At 69.8% G+C, this 14,751-nt stretch carries 15 protein-coding genes; 5 read left to right on the top strand and 10 right to left on the bottom strand.

What is annotated here, in order from left to right; genetic code table 11:
- Nucleotides 1-6: 6 nt before the first annotated feature.
- A complete protein-coding gene (locus FXO23_RS41715) occupies nt 7-1,266 on the bottom strand; it encodes an MFS transporter (protein ID WP_158892877.1) in 1,260 nt (419 codons plus the stop codon).
- 91 nt (nt 1,267-1,357) lie between these two features.
- Between FXO23_RS41715 and FXO23_RS41710 the strand changes: the two genes are divergently transcribed.
- The 3 genes from FXO23_RS41710 to FXO23_RS41700 are packed head-to-tail and all read left to right on the top strand — an operon-like array spanning nt 1,358 to nt 3,871.
- On the top strand, nt 1,358-1,693 hold the full coding sequence (locus FXO23_RS41710) for an ArsR/SmtB family transcription factor (RefSeq protein ID WP_158892875.1): 336 nt from the start codon (nt 1,358-1,360) through the stop codon (nt 1,691-1,693).
- A gap of 1 nt (nt 1,694) precedes the next feature.
- Entirely contained in the window at nt 1,695-2,207 is a 513-nt protein-coding gene (locus FXO23_RS41705) for an SRPBCC family protein (protein ID WP_158892873.1), read from the top strand.
- Nucleotides 2,208-2,212: 5 nt separating this feature from the next.
- Entirely contained in the window at nt 2,213-3,871 is a 1,659-nt protein-coding gene (locus FXO23_RS41700) for a tannase/feruloyl esterase family alpha/beta hydrolase (RefSeq protein WP_158892871.1), read from the top strand.
- A gap of 90 nt (nt 3,872-3,961) precedes the next feature.
- Here FXO23_RS41700 and FXO23_RS41695 read toward each other — a convergent pair whose 3' ends face one another.
- Nucleotides 3,962-4,942, bottom strand: a complete 981-nt coding sequence (locus FXO23_RS41695) for a cyclase family protein (RefSeq protein ID WP_246258343.1) — start codon at nt 4,940-4,942, stop codon at nt 3,962-3,964.
- Nucleotides 4,943-5,686: 744 nt separating this feature from the next.
- On the opposite strand from FXO23_RS41695, the gene FXO23_RS41690 reads away from it, so the two are divergent.
- On the top strand, nt 5,687-6,502 hold the full coding sequence (locus FXO23_RS41690; protein WP_158892869.1) for a DUF899 domain-containing protein: 816 nt from the start codon (nt 5,687-5,689) through the stop codon (nt 6,500-6,502).
- A 20-nt stretch (nt 6,503-6,522) separates the two neighbouring features.
- Here FXO23_RS41690 and FXO23_RS41685 read toward each other — a convergent pair whose 3' ends face one another.
- The 8 genes from FXO23_RS41685 to FXO23_RS41650 all read right to left on the bottom strand — a co-directional run bounded on the left by FXO23_RS41685 (nt 6,523) and on the right by FXO23_RS41650 (nt 14,129).
- Nucleotides 6,523-7,521, bottom strand: a complete 999-nt coding sequence (locus FXO23_RS41685) for an ABC transporter substrate-binding protein (RefSeq protein WP_158892867.1) — start codon at nt 7,519-7,521, stop codon at nt 6,523-6,525.
- Entirely contained in the window at nt 7,518-8,309 is a 792-nt protein-coding gene (locus FXO23_RS41680) for an ABC transporter ATP-binding protein (RefSeq protein ID WP_158892866.1), read from the bottom strand. The genes FXO23_RS41685 and FXO23_RS41680 overlap by 4 nt, the downstream gene beginning before the upstream one ends.
- A gap of 3 nt (nt 8,310-8,312) precedes the next feature.
- Nucleotides 8,313-9,335, bottom strand: coding sequence for a FecCD family ABC transporter permease (locus tag FXO23_RS41675; protein WP_218952318.1), 1,023 nt, complete (start codon nt 9,333-9,335; stop codon nt 8,313-8,315).
- A 92-nt stretch (nt 9,336-9,427) separates the two neighbouring features.
- Nucleotides 9,428-10,366 carry a pyridoxal-phosphate dependent enzyme gene (locus FXO23_RS41670; RefSeq protein ID WP_246258342.1) on the bottom strand — a complete coding sequence of 313 codons (939 nt, stop codon included), beginning with the start codon at nt 10,364-10,366 and terminating at the stop codon, nt 9,428-9,430.
- Nucleotides 10,299-11,366: a GHMP family kinase ATP-binding protein gene (locus FXO23_RS41665; protein WP_246258341.1), complete on the bottom strand. Its 1,068-nt coding sequence runs from the start codon at nt 11,364-11,366 to the stop codon at nt 10,299-10,301. The genes FXO23_RS41670 and FXO23_RS41665 overlap by 68 nt, the downstream gene beginning before the upstream one ends.
- The gene (locus tag FXO23_RS41660; RefSeq protein ID WP_246258340.1) at nt 11,363-12,583 is read right to left on the bottom strand and encodes an MFS transporter; all 1,221 of its coding nucleotides are present in this window, start codon (nt 12,581-12,583) and stop codon (nt 11,363-11,365) included. The genes FXO23_RS41665 and FXO23_RS41660 overlap by 4 nt, the downstream gene beginning before the upstream one ends.
- Nucleotides 12,580-13,395: a Rossmann-like domain-containing protein gene (locus tag FXO23_RS41655; RefSeq protein ID WP_246258339.1), complete on the bottom strand. Its 816-nt coding sequence runs from the start codon at nt 13,393-13,395 to the stop codon at nt 12,580-12,582. Before FXO23_RS41655 ends, FXO23_RS41660 begins: the two co-directional genes overlap by 4 nt.
- Nucleotides 13,392-14,129, bottom strand: a complete 738-nt coding sequence (locus FXO23_RS41650) for a class I SAM-dependent methyltransferase (RefSeq protein WP_158892860.1) — start codon at nt 14,127-14,129, stop codon at nt 13,392-13,394. Before FXO23_RS41650 ends, FXO23_RS41655 begins: the two co-directional genes overlap by 4 nt.
- Nucleotides 14,130-14,460: 331 nt before the next feature.
- Here FXO23_RS41650 and FXO23_RS41645 point away from each other — a divergent pair.
- Nucleotides 14,461-14,751 (top strand): DUF222 domain-containing protein (locus tag FXO23_RS41645; protein ID WP_158892858.1); only part of this gene is annotated, 291 nt, incomplete at its 3' end.

Raw genomic sequence — 14,751 nt, 5'->3', positions numbered from 1 at the left:
TCACTTTTACACCCGAGTGTCCTCCTGGTGGCCCGGTTCGGCGGTCAGTTCGGGGAAGTGTTTCAGCAGGTCCTCGGGGCGCTGGGGCGCCCAGAAGGTGGCACCCGCCGCGACGACCAGCCCGACCTCCAGGAACAGGAAGGCCGCGTCGAACGACACGTGGTCGGCGAGGAACCCCATCACGAACGGCGCGACGGCGCCCGCGATCTGGCCGCCCATGTTGATCAGGCCGCTGGCCGAACCGGCGATCTCGCGGGGCAGCAACCGCAGCGGGAGCCCGAAGATCGGCATGATGCTCAGGTAGAGCACCAGCATCGCCACCGACTGGTAGAAGATGAACATCCCGGTCGAGGACGCCGAAACCATCAGCAGCAGGAAACCGCCGGAGGCCAGGCAGGACGGGATGATCAGCAGCCGGTGCCGCCCGTGGAAGACGCGGTCGTAGAGCAGGCCGCCGAGCACCATGCCCGCGGTGCCGCAGAAGAACGGGATCGAGGCCAGCAGGCCGGACGCGCTGGTCGACACGTGCCGTTCGGTCTGCAGGTAGCCCGGCACCCAACTGGTCAGCCCCCAGCCCACCAGGCCGAATCCGCCGTACATCAGGGTGAAACGCCACAGCACGCCGCGGCGCAGCAACCCGAGGAGCCCGATCCGCGGCGCGGAGGGCGCCGCGTCCTTGTCCACCGCGACCTCGGCGGGCAGCGGACGCGGCAGGGTGTACCAGAGCACCACCGCCACGACCACGCCCGCGGCGGCCACCGCGAGGAAGGAGCTCTGCCAGCCGACGGCGGCGATCACCGGTGCCGCGATCATTGGTGCCAGCGCGGCGCCGAACGGGTTCGAGCAGAGGACGATCCCGGTGGCGGTCATCCGGGTCGCCGGTTCGGTCCGCTCGGCGAGGGCCTTCGTCGCGGCGCCGGGGAAGAGCCCCTCGGTGACGCCGAACAGCACCCGGACGATCAGCAACATGCCGAAGGAGATCGCGAGGCCGCTCACGCCGGTGAACACCGACCACGCGACCATCGCGATCACCATGGTCTTCCGGGCGCCGATCCGATCGGCCATCAGGCCGCCGGGGTACTGGAAGAGCGCGTACATCACGAAGAACACCGTCAGCAGCAAGCCCTGCTGACTCCGGTCGAGGCCGAACTCCTTGCCGATGCTCGGCAACGCCGTCGCGATCACGAACCGGTCGATGAAGCTGACGATCCAGGACACGAACAGGATCGTGACGGTCACCGCCGTCACGCGCTTCGGGCTCGGCACGGATCTGATGCTTCCGCGCGTGGTGTACCCGGGCAATCCATCGATGGTTCTAGCCCCTTGACGCATACCTATATGGGAATATGATTGCCGCATGGCGCGAGCGGCAACGACCACGGACGCTTTCAACGCGGTGGCCGAACCCCGGCGGCGGCAGATCCTCGACGTCCTCGCGAGCGGTGAGCGCTCGGTGAACGACCTGGTCGGCGCGCTCGGGCTGGCCCAGCCGCAGGTGTCCAAGCACCTGCGGGTACTCCGCGAAGTGGGGGCGGTCGACGTGCGGGACGAAGGGCGGCAGCGGCTGTACCGGCTCAACGGCCGGGCGCTCAAGCCGATCCACGACTGGGTGAAGAAGTACGAGCGCTCGTGGTCGGAGCGGTTCGAGCTGTTGGACGACGTGCTGGCGGAACTCAAGGACGAGGAGGAATGAGATGGTGGAGAAGACGAGCAGCGGATCGGCGATGGTGACGCTTCCCTCGGACGAGGAAATCCTGATCACCCGGGAGTTCGACGCGCCAAGGCATCTGGTCTACCGGGCGTGGACCACGCCGGAACTGGTCCGGAAGTGGTGGAGCGGGCACCGCGGCACGATGACGAGCGTCGAGATCGATCTGCGGGTCGGCGGCCGCTGGCGGTACGTGCTGGTGGCGAACGGCGGGTTCGAAGTCGCCTTCCACGGCGAGTACCGCGAGATCGTCCCAAACGAACGGATCGTGACGACCGAGGTCTACGAGATGCCGGGCGCCGAAGCGTCCGACGAAGCGGTGCCGCTGAACATCGTCAGCTTCACCGAAACCGGCGGGCGCACCACCCTCACCTACCTCGTGCGCTGCCCGAACAAGGAACTGCGCGACACCATCCTCGATTCCGGGATGGAAGTCGGCCTGCAGGAGCAGATGGATCTGCTGGAGCAGATCGCGGCCGACCTTCGCGACGGGCGGTGAATCCGATGAGACGCGGATCGTCCTGGCGCGCCAGAACCTGCGTGGCGCTCATCGCCCTGACCACGGCCCTGACCGGTCTCGTTCCGAGCACCGCGGCGGCGGAGGCGGACCCGGTGCTCAAACCGGTCCGGCAGTGCGCCGAGCTGGTCGGGCAGTTCGACATCCCCTCGGCGGCGACCCGGGTCACCGCGGCGACGGTCGTTCCGGCCACCGGCGGCGAACCGGAGTACTGCGATGTGCGCGGTCAGGTGGAACCCGCCGTGGGCTTCCAGCTCAAACTCCCCACCGCCACGTTCACCGGGCGCTACCTCCAGTACGGGTGCGGCGCCTTCTGCGGCCTGATCTTCCCGGTCCAGTTCCCCGACTGCGGTGGTCCGCGCGGTGGGGACCTCGCGGTGGCGGCGACCGACGACGGCCACGTGGGCGACGGCATCGACGGGAAGTGGGCGGCGGACAACCAGGCGGCGCGCGACGACTTCTTCTTCCGCGCGCCCCATGTGGTGTCGGTCGCGGCCAAGCGGATCATCGCGGCCTACTACGGATCGCCGCCGAAGCATTCGTACTTCGACGGGTGCTCCACCGGGGGCCGCGAAGGACTGCTGCTCGCCCAGCGGTACCCGGACGATTTCGACGGCATCCTCGCGGGCGCACCGGCCAGCTACTTCGGCCCGCTGGCGGGGGTGTACGCGACCTGGAACATCCGCTCGAACACCGGCGAGAACGGCGCCCCGATCATCACCCGCGAGAAGCTGCCGGTGCTGCACAACGCCGCGGTGGCGGCCTGCGACCGGCTGGACGGGCTGGTCGACGGCCAAATCGAAGATCCGCGTGCCTGCCGCTTCGACCCCGTGGCCGTGCGCTGCCCGGGCGCGACCGACCAGCCGGACTGCCTGACCGCGGCCCAGGTGGAAGCCGCGCGGAAGTTGTACGCGGGACCGGCTGACGCCCACGGGCGCCGCCTCTACCCCGGCTCGCAACCCTTCGGCTCCGAACTCGCCTGGGAGGGGACCATCCTGCCGTCCCCGGACTTCCCGGTGCCGCTGCACACCGGGATCGCCGACAACTACCTCAAGTACATCGGCTACCCGATCGGCACGCCGCATTCGTCGCTCAAGGACTTCCAGTTCACGGTCCGCGAATTCGACCGCCTGACCCCGGAAGGGCTGAAAGCCAACGCGCTGAGCCTCGACCTCGAGCCGTTCCGGCGCTCCGGCGGCAAGCTCATCCTCTGGCACGGCTGGGCCGATCCGGGCATCCCACCGGCCGCGACGCTGGACTACTACCAGCGCCTGGTGCGGCATTCCGGTGGCCTGCGGCAAACCCAGGAATTCGCCCGGACGTTCATGGTGCCGAGCCTGTACCACTGCGCGGGCGGCGACCGGCTGACCGAGTTCAACCCGTTCCGCGAATTGATCGGCTGGGTCGAACGCGGCAAGGCCCCGGACAAGATCGTCGCCACCGGACGGGACGCGCAGGGCAACGAACTCCGGACCCGACCGGTGTTCCCGTATCCGCTGCGGCCCCAGTACGACGGCACCGGAAGCATCGACGACGCGAACAACTTCGTTCCCGCTCCCCCGCCCACGCCGCCGCGCGACGCGGTGAACTGGGTGGGCACGGACCTGTACTACCGGCCGGGACCGGTCGCTCCCCCGGTGTCGTAAGTCGTGCCGGGCCGCGGTCGGACCGGGCTTGACTGGCGCGAGTCCCCCGTTTCGGTCTACCGAGTTCCCCGTTTCGCGCGGGTCCCATGGTCAGAACGTGGCGATCGGATTGACCGGGCTGCCGGAAGTACCGGCGAAGCGGACCGGCGCGACCGCGAGGTGGAAGTCCCACTGGCCGAGTTCGGCAGCCGTCGTCGCGCACGCCTCCAGGTCGCAGTTGTCGAGCAGCCACAGACCCATCGCGACGAGGCTCACGGCGTGGACCGGCATCAACACGTCTTCGTACCCCGAAGGCTGAACGTCCTGGGGGGTGTCAGCGCCGATCAGCGCGACCTCCCGTTCATGCAGCCACGGCAGGCAGGACGCGTGCCAACCGGCCTGCGTGATGCCGCCGGCCTGGCCGCCCTCGTGGCGGATGCGGCCACCGCCGGTCCGCAGGAGTACCGCGTCGCCGGGGCGTACCCGCACGCCCTGGCGACGCTCGGCCTCCTCGAGATCCTCGGGAAACACCCCCTGCCCCGGTTCCAGCCACGGCACATCGCGGACCCTCGCGATGTCCAGCAGGACACCACGCGTGACGATCCCGTTCGCCGCCGCCGTGACGGCCGCCCACGCCGATCCCGTCGCGGCGTCGACCAACGAGTGCGATCGCCCGTTGTACATCGTGCCGTCCCAGAAGAGGTGGCACGGCGAGTCGACGTGGGTGACGGTGTTGCCGTGGAACATGATGCCGAGCCGTTCGTTCGAAAAGCCCCAGCGCCGGTCGTTGCGGAATCCGGGCACCGGTATGTCCTCGGCACCCGGCATGTCGGCGGCACACGGGCACGTCGTCGTCGACCGCTCCATGTCTTCCGGTACGGCAACATCCCATGCGCACGACACGCTCCTGCCGTGGCGCACGGCCCGCGCCGCCGCCAGCCGGACGTCGTCGGTGATGTGGTTCAGCGTGCCGAGCTCGTCGTCGTCGCCCCACCGTCCCCAGTTCGACAGCGTGCTGAAGTACCCGAGCACGTCGTCCTGTGTGGGCATCGATCGCCCTGCCGTCATCCCAGCATCGACTCCTCCGGTCACGCGGTTCAAGACAGCAAGGCCCGCTGAACCGGCACGACACCAGATCAGCGGGCCGGCGGTCGGCCGGTCAGGAGGTACGGTACGGGTAGCGGCCTTGCCGGTCGAGTCGCCGGTCTCGTCCAGCGGTGTGGGCGCTCGCCGCGGCGGCCGCGGCGAGCACCCGTCAATCGGCGTCAGCCCCGCTCTTCAACGTGATGACTGCGGATTCCCCACCGGCATTTGTACGTTGACGTTATCGTCACGTACTGATTCTTGGGAGCCGTTATCCAACCGGTGGCGATGTTGCTGTCAACCCCGGCGCACACGGCATATCCGCGGACCTCTCCTACGGAAACATAGTTGCATTTGATCCGAACTCGCGCATCGTCCACAGCCTCGGTCCAGCAATCATGCACGGCGGGAGCGGCCGCTCGAGCCTGCCCTGCCGCTACGTCGCCCGCCGACGCGGTGCCGGCTCCCAACACCCAGGCGACCGCGGCGCCACCCACAACCAACGTTTTAGCGAACTTGTGCATTCACAATCTCCTCGAATTCCCTGAACGACACTCGTCAGGTCGGCCCCAGCAGCCGCCATCGATGGTTGACCGCGGTGCGGGCGGTTGAGAAGAGCCGAGGTGTTGACTCTTGCGTTGTCGCCGAGGAAACACCTCCTGACCAGGGACACGCGAGCGTGGACCGGCATTCCCGCGCGTAATAAAGTTCCGACGCGCTGTCGAAGCGGCACGAGACACCACGGAGGACACCATGACGACCACGCCGGACGACCCGACCACCGCGCTGCCCGGCCGCCCGCCCGTGGTCGATCTGGCCACCTGGCAGGCCGCCCGGGACGAGCTCCTGGTCCGCGAGAAGGCCCACACCCGCGAAGGCGACGCGATCGCCGCGGCCCGCCGCCGGCTGCCGATGGTGGAGATCGACGGGACGGTCGAGGTCGTCGGACCCGACGGCCCTGTCCCGTTCCTAAACCTGTTCCAGGGCCGCGACGAGCTCGTGGTCTACCAGCACATGTGGTACGACGGCGCGCCGCACCAGGGGCAGTGCGAGGGCTGCACCCTCACGGCCTGGCACCTGAAGGACGCCGTCTACCTCAACGCCCGCGGCGTCTCGTTCGCCATCCTGACCACGGGCCGGTGGGACGAGGTGGCCTCCTACGTCGAGTTCATGGGCTACACCCAGCCCTGGTACTCGGTGCGCGACGTGGACGCGCCGATCGGCGGCGAAATGGGGCACCTCGTCTGCTTCCTGCGCGACGGCGACCGCGTGTTCCTCACCTACTCCACGACGGGCCGCGGCAACGAGCCGGCCAGCGGATCCCTCGGCCTGCTCGACATGACGCCCTACGGCCGACGCGAGGGATGGGAGGACAACCCCGAGGGCTGGCCCGAGGCGCCGCAGGCCGGCTCGCCGGTCGGCGGGCACGGCTCGCCGATCTGCTGGTACTGGCGCACGGACGCCGACGGGAACGCCACCTGGGGCCCGACCGGCCGCCCCGTGCCGCAGTGGACCCGCCCCGGCGCGACCCCCGTGGAGACCCTCGGCCGACAAGGCCACCACCACTGACGCCGGAGCAAACGATCGGCCTACCGCTTCAGGTTGCGGAGGTACTCGCCGAAGCGTTCCAGCCCGTCGACGTTGCGCGGGTTGCTGATGCCCTCGTTGTAGTTGAGGACGAAGAAGTTGTTCTTGACCACCGCGGGCAGTTTCGCGGTGACCGGCGAGGACTTCAGGAAGTTGATCTTCTCCTGGGCGGGTTTGTCGTTGTAGTCCAGGATGATGATGACCTCGGGCTTGGCGTCGACCACCGCTTCCCAGCCGACCTTGGTCCAGCGCGCCTCGACGTTGTCGAAGACGTTGCGGCCGCCCGCGAATTTGATGATGTCGTTCGGCGGCACCTGGTTGCCCGCGGTGGACGCCTGCTCGGTGCCCGAGTCGTAGAGGAACACCGGGACCGGGTTCCCCTGCGGCGCCTGGGCCCGGACGGCGTCGACCCGTTTGCGGTAGTCGGCGACGACCTGGGCCGCCCGGTCCTCCACCCCGAAGATCTTCCCGAGGCGCTCGAGGTCGGTGTAGAGCCCTTCGAACGGCGTGACCTTCTCCGGGAAGTTCGGGTAGTTGTAGCAGGATTCGGTGTGCATGAAGCTCTGGATGCCGAGGCCGTCCAGGACCTTCGGGGTGATGCCGCGCTGATCGCTGAAGCCCGAGTTCCAGCCCGCCACCACGAAGTCGGCCTTGGCCTCGACCACGAGTTCACGGTTGAGCAGATCGTCCCCGAGGAACTTGACCTTCTGGTACTCGGCGGCCCAGGGCGACTGGGTCACCGGCGGATTCGCCGGCGGCAGCACGTACCCGTGGACGCGGTCGGTGAGGCCGAGCGCGAACATCTTGTCCGCGCTGCCTCCCTCGTACACCACGGCGCGCTGCGGCGTGGTGTACCGCACCTCCTCGCCGCACCGCTTCACCGTGGTGGTGCGGACCTGCGCCTCGCGGTTGTCCACTTGGGCCCCGCACGCGGCGAGCAGCACGCCTGCCACGGCGAGGGCGGTCAGCCGCACCACGCGGGCCGGGGAGGACTGGGTCATACCGAGGTCTCCTTCTTCTGCGCCGAAGTAAGCGAATACAACAACTGCGGGTCGCCGGTCAGCGGATGCGTGACGACGGTCGCCGCCACGCCGAACACATCCCGCACGAGTTCGGCCGTGAGCACCTCCGCCGGGGTGCCCGCGGCGACGAGCGAGCCGCGGTGAAGCACGCCCAGCCGATCGCAGACGGCCGCCGCGAGGTTGAGGTCGTGCAGCACCACGAGCACGGTCAGCCCGGAGTCCCGCAACAGCGACAGCAGTTCGAGCTGGTGCCGCACGTCCAGGTGGTTGGTGGGCTCGTCGAGCACCAGCACCCGGGGTTCCTGCACCAGGGCCCGCGCGACGAGGACACGCTGCCGTTCCCCGCCGGACAGCGACAGCACTCCCCGATCCGCCAGATGCAGCACGTCGAGCTGGGTCATCGCACTGCGGCACAGCGCCCGCTCCCAGGCACTGAGCGCCTGGTTGCCGCGCAGGTGCGGGGCCCGGCCGAGCGCGACGATCTCCTCGACGGTGAAGTCGAACTCCGCCCCGCCCTCCTGGGTCAGCGCCGCGACCGACCGCGCGCTTTCCCGGAGACCGATCGTCGCGAGATCGGTGCCGCCGACCCACACCGTGCCACCGCTGGGCTCGAGCGCCCGGTACACGCAGCGCAGCGCGGTGGATTTCCCGGAGCCGTTCGGCCCGATCAACCCGACGATCCGCCCGCCCGGCACCTCCAGGGAAAGCTCCCGGACCAGGGTGCTGCCGTTGACGACCACGGACACGCGGTCCAGCCTGAGGTCCATTCCTCATCCGCCTCCGAACAGATAACCCTTGCGGCGCATCAAGGTGATGAACACCGGGACCCCGATCAGCGCGGTGATGACCCCCAGCGGGAGTTCGCGCGGGGCGACCAGGGTCCGGGACAGCAGGTCCACCCACACCATGAACAGCGCCCCCGCCAGCGGCGCGAGCACCAGCACTCGGGCGTGCCCGGCACCGGCCACGATCCGGACCAGATGCGGGATCACCAGCCCGACGAAACCGATGGCCCCGCTGACCGCCACCATCGCCGCGGTCACCACGGCCGTCAGGACGAACAGCCCGCGGCGCAGACCGGCGGTGTGCACGCCCAGGCTGGCGGCGGTCTCGTCACCGAGGGACAGGATGTCCAGCCCGCGCCCGCAACCGCGCAGCACGAGCACCCCGGCCAGCACCGCCACCGCGACGATCGGCAGCGAGCCCCAGGTCGCGGCCCCGAAGCTGCCCATCGTCCAGTAGAGCACCGTGCTGGTCGCCTCGTTGTTCGGCACCAGGTAGATGATCACGCTCAGCACGGCCTGGAACCCGAACGACATCGCCACCCCGGTCAGCACCAGGCGCAGCGGCGTGACCCCGGCCCGGGACCGCGCGGCGAAGTAGACCAGGACCGACGCCAGCAGTGCCCCGACGAACGCGCCGGCGGAGACCGCGTAGATCCCGAGCGCCGCGAGCGCACCGGACACGCTGACCGTGACCGCACCCACCGAGGCGCCCGAGGAGACGCCCAGGATGTACGGGTCCGCCAGGGCGTTGCGCACCATCGCCTGGATCGCGACGCCGACCGCGCCCAGCCCGGCCCCGACGATCGCGGACAGCAGCACCCGCGGGGTGCGCACCTGCCAGATGATCTGGTACCGGGTGAACTCCTCGGCGGCGATGGTGTCCCCGGTCAACGCGGCCCACAGGTAACGCGCGGTGTCCCCGGGCGGGACGACCGCCGAACCCAGGCCGATGGCCAGCAGCACCGAACCGGCGAGCGCGACCGACAGCACGGCAACACCGAAAACCATGCCGCGCCGGGTGTTCAGCCACCGGCGGTTTCCCCGGGTGGCCGCCGGTTCACCCGGTGCCGCCAGCGGCGGACTGTCCACGACGACCTCGCTCATCCGGCCACTCTCTCCACGGCGGCCTGCAGCCCCGCGGCACGGGCCCAGTGCATCCGGCACCACGGCAGTGCCAGTTCATCCCTTGTGGACACTTCCCGGGGAGCGAGCTCGTCGATCGCCGCGGCCTCGGCGTGCCGGGCGAACACCGAATCCACATAGCGGTGCCCGGTGTCCGCGGCCACGAACAACACTGTCCCTTGTGGACGCTCGCGCTGTTCCCAGCGCGCTGCCAGGTAGCTCGCTCCGGTGGACAGCCCGGCGAAGACCGCGTGCCGCCGGAGCAGGTCGACGCTCCCCGCGAGCGCGGCTTCGTAGGAGATCCAGTGGATGACGTCGTAGCTGTCGTGCCGGACGTTGCGGAACGGGATGGCACTGCCGATCCCGGCGATGATGATGTCGGGGTCCTCGACGTGCTCGCTGCCGAAGGTCACGCTGCCGAACGGCTGCACGCCCGCGAGCGAGACCGACGGCGAACGCTCGCGCAGGAATCCGGCGAGCGCGCCGGTGGACGCCCCGGAGCCCACCCCGCCCACCAGCACGAGATCGTCCAGCGGCACCTCCCGCGCGATCAGGTCGGCGACGGCCCGGTACCCGTGGTAGTGGATGTCGTCGTGGTACTGGCGCATCCAGTGGTACGAGGGGTTTTCCCGGAGGATCTCCTCGATCCGGCGCACCCGGCGGTCCTGGTCGAGTTTGAGGTTCTTCGACGGCGACATCTGCTCGAGCCGCGCCCCGAGGATGGCCAGCTGGGTCCGGAGCGTGTGGTCCACGGTGGTCGAACCCACGATGTGGCACCGCAGTCCGAACCGGTGCGCGGCCAGCGCGAGCGCGTAGGCGTAGATCCCGCTGGAACTGTCCACCAGCGTGTCACCCGGCTTGACGGTGCCCGCCTCCAGCAGCCGCCGCACGGCGCCGAGCGCCGACACGATCTTCATCGTTTCGAAACGCAGGCAGATCAGGCCACGCCCGACGCGCACCAGATCTGGCCGCCCGATCGCATCCGCGATGTGGTCGTGCATGTTCGCGTTCCTCCCAGTTTCTGCTGCCGAAAACTCGGGTGACCTCGATTCCGTGCTGCCGCAGGACGCGGGTGCACCGCCGCAGCCGGTGCGGCAGATCGGGGCTCCCGGCGTCGAAGAGCACCCCGGCGACGTTTCCGCTGTGCGCGACCTGCACCCCCGCGCCGCCGACGAGCGCCGCGACGTGCTCGAGCACTTCGAACTCGGCCTTCGGCAGCACGCGCTGGTTGATCCGCGCGCTTTCCGTGCTGACCCTGCCGAGCAGCTCGACGTCCCCGGTGCCGATCGCGCGACGCAGCATCGCGCGCAACCGCTCGAACGTGCCGAGATCTTCGGGGCCGTACTCGGTGACCGGGATCGCGAGCGTGTCCACCGCCTGCCCGCCGCCGGTGGCACAGCCCACGATCACCGCCGCGGGCAGCGCGCCGCCGAGGACTTCCAGCACCCGGCCCTCGCGTTGCGCGAACAGCAGCGGCCGGTTGTCGAGCATGAGCGGATCCGAGGCGAGTTCCGCGCGTACCGCCAACCGCGCGATCGCCGACGACCGCAGCACGATCCCGAAACTCGCCGCCACCGCCCGGACCGTCGCGATGATGTCACTGGTCGACGAGCCCATGCCGAGCCCGATCGGAATGTCACCGCTCAGATCGAGCACCCCGCCGCACGGCCGCTGCCCGGTGACCCGGGCGCATTCGGCCACGGCGAGTTCCGCCGCGCGCCGGGCCTTGGCCCGGTCGCCCGGCACCACCGTGAGATCTCCGGGATCCGCCGACCGATCGCGGTGGAACTCGGCGCGGGCGCCCGGCCCGACGAGCGGCAACGTGACCAGGCCCCGGCACAGGTTCCCGGCGGCGTCGGCGAAAACGCCCTGCAGGATCTCGCCGTGGTGGCACGGCGCGTGGCCGATGCCCTTCACCGGTCACCCCCGCGCAGCAAGGTCAGCGCGGCGGCCAGGGCGATCAGGGTGAGCCCGCCGAACACCGCGGCGGCGCCGGGAAATCCGCCGAAGCCGAGGCCGAGCCCACCCAACCCGGCTCCGGCGAACACCCCGAAGCTCATCCCCGCCGCGTTGACGCTCAGCGCCGAACCGCGCCGGGTGCCGCTGCGGCGCACCAGCAGGGTGACCACGCAGGCGGCCACCGTCGCGTGGCTGAGCCCGAGCAGGGAGGTGAGCACGAGCGCGACCGGCAGTACGGGGGCGAAGAAGACGCCGACGACCGCGGCCACCGCGACGACGAGCCCGCCCACCAGGACGACCTCGGTGCGCGGCGTGGTGCGCTGCCCGTTCACGAACCGGCCGACGAGCAGGTTGCCCACGAAGAACGACGCCCCGGACAGCGTCCACACCAACGTGAAGACCTCGGGCGAGAGGGCGAACCGGTCGTGGTAGAAGGCCGCGAGATAGGCGAGGTAACCCATGAAGGCGGCCGTCCGCAACAGGGCGATCAGCAGCAGCGCGACCACCCCGGGAACGGCGAGCAGAGCGCGGAAGGACGCCCGGTAGCCCAGGGCGGGCTCCCCCGATGCCCGCGTGCCGCCCGCTCGCCTGCCCAGCAGGACCACCGCGAGCAGCACGGAAATCACCCCGACCGCGACCAGGTCGCCCGACCAGCCCCAGAGCAGCGCGGGCAGTGCCAGCACCGGCGCGGCGAGCATCGCGGTCAGCGACTGGGTGGCGGTGACCAGCGTCGCGGCCCGCCCCGCCGCGGCACCCGTTCCGTACCGGTCCGCCGCCGCGGCGCCCAGGGCCGGATTGAGCACCGCCGTCGCCGCCCCGATCAGCAGGCAGAATCCGGCGAGCGCGGGGATCTCGCCGATCGTGCCGAGCAGCGACGAACCGCCGAGCAGCACCAGCGCGCCGGCGGCGGTCCACTCGCGGGGGAACCGGTCGATCACCGGCGCCAGCGCGGTGCCCACGACGAGCGCGGCGAGGCCGCCGAGTCCGCGCAGGCTGCCCAGCGCGGCGACCTCGGTCCCCGCGTCCTCGGCGATCTGGACCAGGAACGTGCTGAAGACCGTGAACGGCACCAGCCCCACCGCCGAAGCCAGCAGGATCGGCCACAGGGTCACCGCCATCCGCGCGTCCCCGGGCACCGCCTCCTCGTTCACCGCGGAGTCAGCCGGAGCGCTCACCGGGCTGCCTCCGCGCGGTAGCGGTACAGCGTGGTGGGCTCGGCGCTGAACTGGGAGAACGGGAACGGCTCCGCCGAAAGCGCGGTCACCCCCGACCCGAGGAACGCCCGCGCGACCGCGCTGCCGCTCTGCGCGTAGACGATCAGCGGGATCGCGCGTTCCCGGCAGCGGCGCAGGATCTCGTCGAACGTGCCGTTGCTCAACGTCATCCCGGTCGCCACCACCGCATCGGCCGCGTCGAGCACCTCCGCCATGGAATCGGTCACCGGGTCGCCCCACTGGGTCGTCCGCAGGTTGAAATCGCACGGCAGGCATTCCCCGCCCCGCTCCCGGATCGCGGCGACCAGCGGATTGACCACGCCGATGAGCCCGACCTTCGCGCCCGGTTCGAGGTCGAGCAGTCCGGCGATCGCGGCGTCGCGGGCGTGCGCCCGCTCTTCGGGCGTGCCCGCCGGAAGTTCCAGCGGTTCCGCGTTCTCCGCCTCGCGGTGCGGACGCCGTAGGGCCAGGAACGCGTCCAGGGCGGCGATCCGCAGCGGGAGCGGTCCCTCGCGCAGCAGCGCGGCGAGCGGGCTGCCGGAGGCGTCCCGGCAGATTTCGGGATCGATCTCGTTCGATTCGAACGCGCAACCACCGAAGGAGTGCCCAGCGCGCACGAGCACGTATTGGTTGCGGTAGGTCGTGTTTCCCCCGGCCAGGCGGGTCCCGTGGTGCAGCCAGAACACGCTGGTCGCCAGCTGCTGCTCGGCCGCCGGGTCGGCCAGCGCCTCTTCGAAGAGATCCGCGACGCTCAGCGATTCCGTTGCGGTCACGCGTTCTTCCCCTGTCGCACGCGGAACAGATAGGTCTGGACCCCGTCCCGCCAGTCGTGCAGGTAGTGCACCTCGGGCCGGAAGCCGTGGTCGAGGGCGTGCTCGACGATCGCACGCAGATCCGCGGTGTTGGAGACGATGACGAAGACCTCGCCGTCCGGCGCGAGCAGCTCCCGTTCGGCCAGTTGGGCGAAGAACCGCTCCAGCAGCGAGCTGCCGACGCAGACGTTGCGCACGATGTCCGGATCGTCGCTCACGGTCTGGCTCACCGCGGGCGGGTTGAAGGTGACGACGTCCAGCGGGCCACCGGTGAATCCGTCGAAGACATCGGCCACCACCGGGACGAACGTGGTGCTCGCCCGGTTTCCGACGAGTTGTTCGTAGTAGCGGCGGGTGGTGTCGACGCTGCCCGGGTGCACGTCGATCGCGTAGACCTCCCGCGCTCCGCGCAGCCCGGCCACCACGGCCTCGACGCCCAGCCCGGCGCCCATCGCCGCGTACGCGCGGCCGCGGACGTCGATCGTCCCGTCGAGCAGGCGTTCGTGGATCATCCGGCTGGTCGCCCCGGGCAGGAAGACACCCGGCGGAACCTCGAACGACCATCCGTTCCATTCGTAGTGGCGGACCGTGTGCAGATCGGCCTTGGGACGGTTGAGCGCGATGATCTGCTCGGGCGGCAGCGGCTCCGGCAGGCGGTCGAGCAAGGCCCGGCCTGCCGGGTCGTCGTTCAGCATCGAACTCCCATCTAGTTGTGCTTGTCCTGCTTCCCCCGACCCCAGTCTGGTGCGCTCAGCCAGGTTGACGAAAAGGATTGTCGTTGTCAAATAGGCGTTTCGCCATGTTTCGGGCGTGGGAGGCTGGTTTCGGGGTGGGTCCGTGGGTGGTTGGGTTTCAGGCACGCCTTCGGCGCGCCGTGGGAAACTGTCGCTCCACGGGTCGGTTCGCGTTGTTGGTCGCCAGCGACAGTTCCCCACGGAATGGGCACGTTTGGTTACGTTGGTTTCTGTGCCCGATTCACCCATTCGAGATGGGTGTTGATCTTCCATTTTCGATAAAATAGGAGACGTGGAAACAAATACCAGACTTGCGGACCTGAAAGACATTATCCAGTCGGAGGGGGAGGTGATCGCGCGGGCGCAGGCTCGGCAGTTGAGAGCCATTGCGGAACTGGACAACCTGCAAGGAAGATCCCGGGGTGTGCCCGTCGAAGTCGCGTGGATGCTGAAACTGACCGAGCATAAGGCGGCGAGGAAGGTGGTGCTTGCGCGGACGCTCACCACGCGGCTGCCCGAGACCTTGAAAGCCATGGAGGGTGGGGTGATCGACGAGGAGAAAGCCGCCAAGATCGCCGAACCC

It is taken from the genome of Amycolatopsis anabasis, assembly GCF_009765355.1.
Classification (GTDB): domain Bacteria; phylum Actinomycetota; class Actinomycetes; order Mycobacteriales; family Pseudonocardiaceae; genus Amycolatopsis; species Amycolatopsis anabasis.
This window is presented reverse-complemented; position numbering and strand designations above follow the sequence as displayed.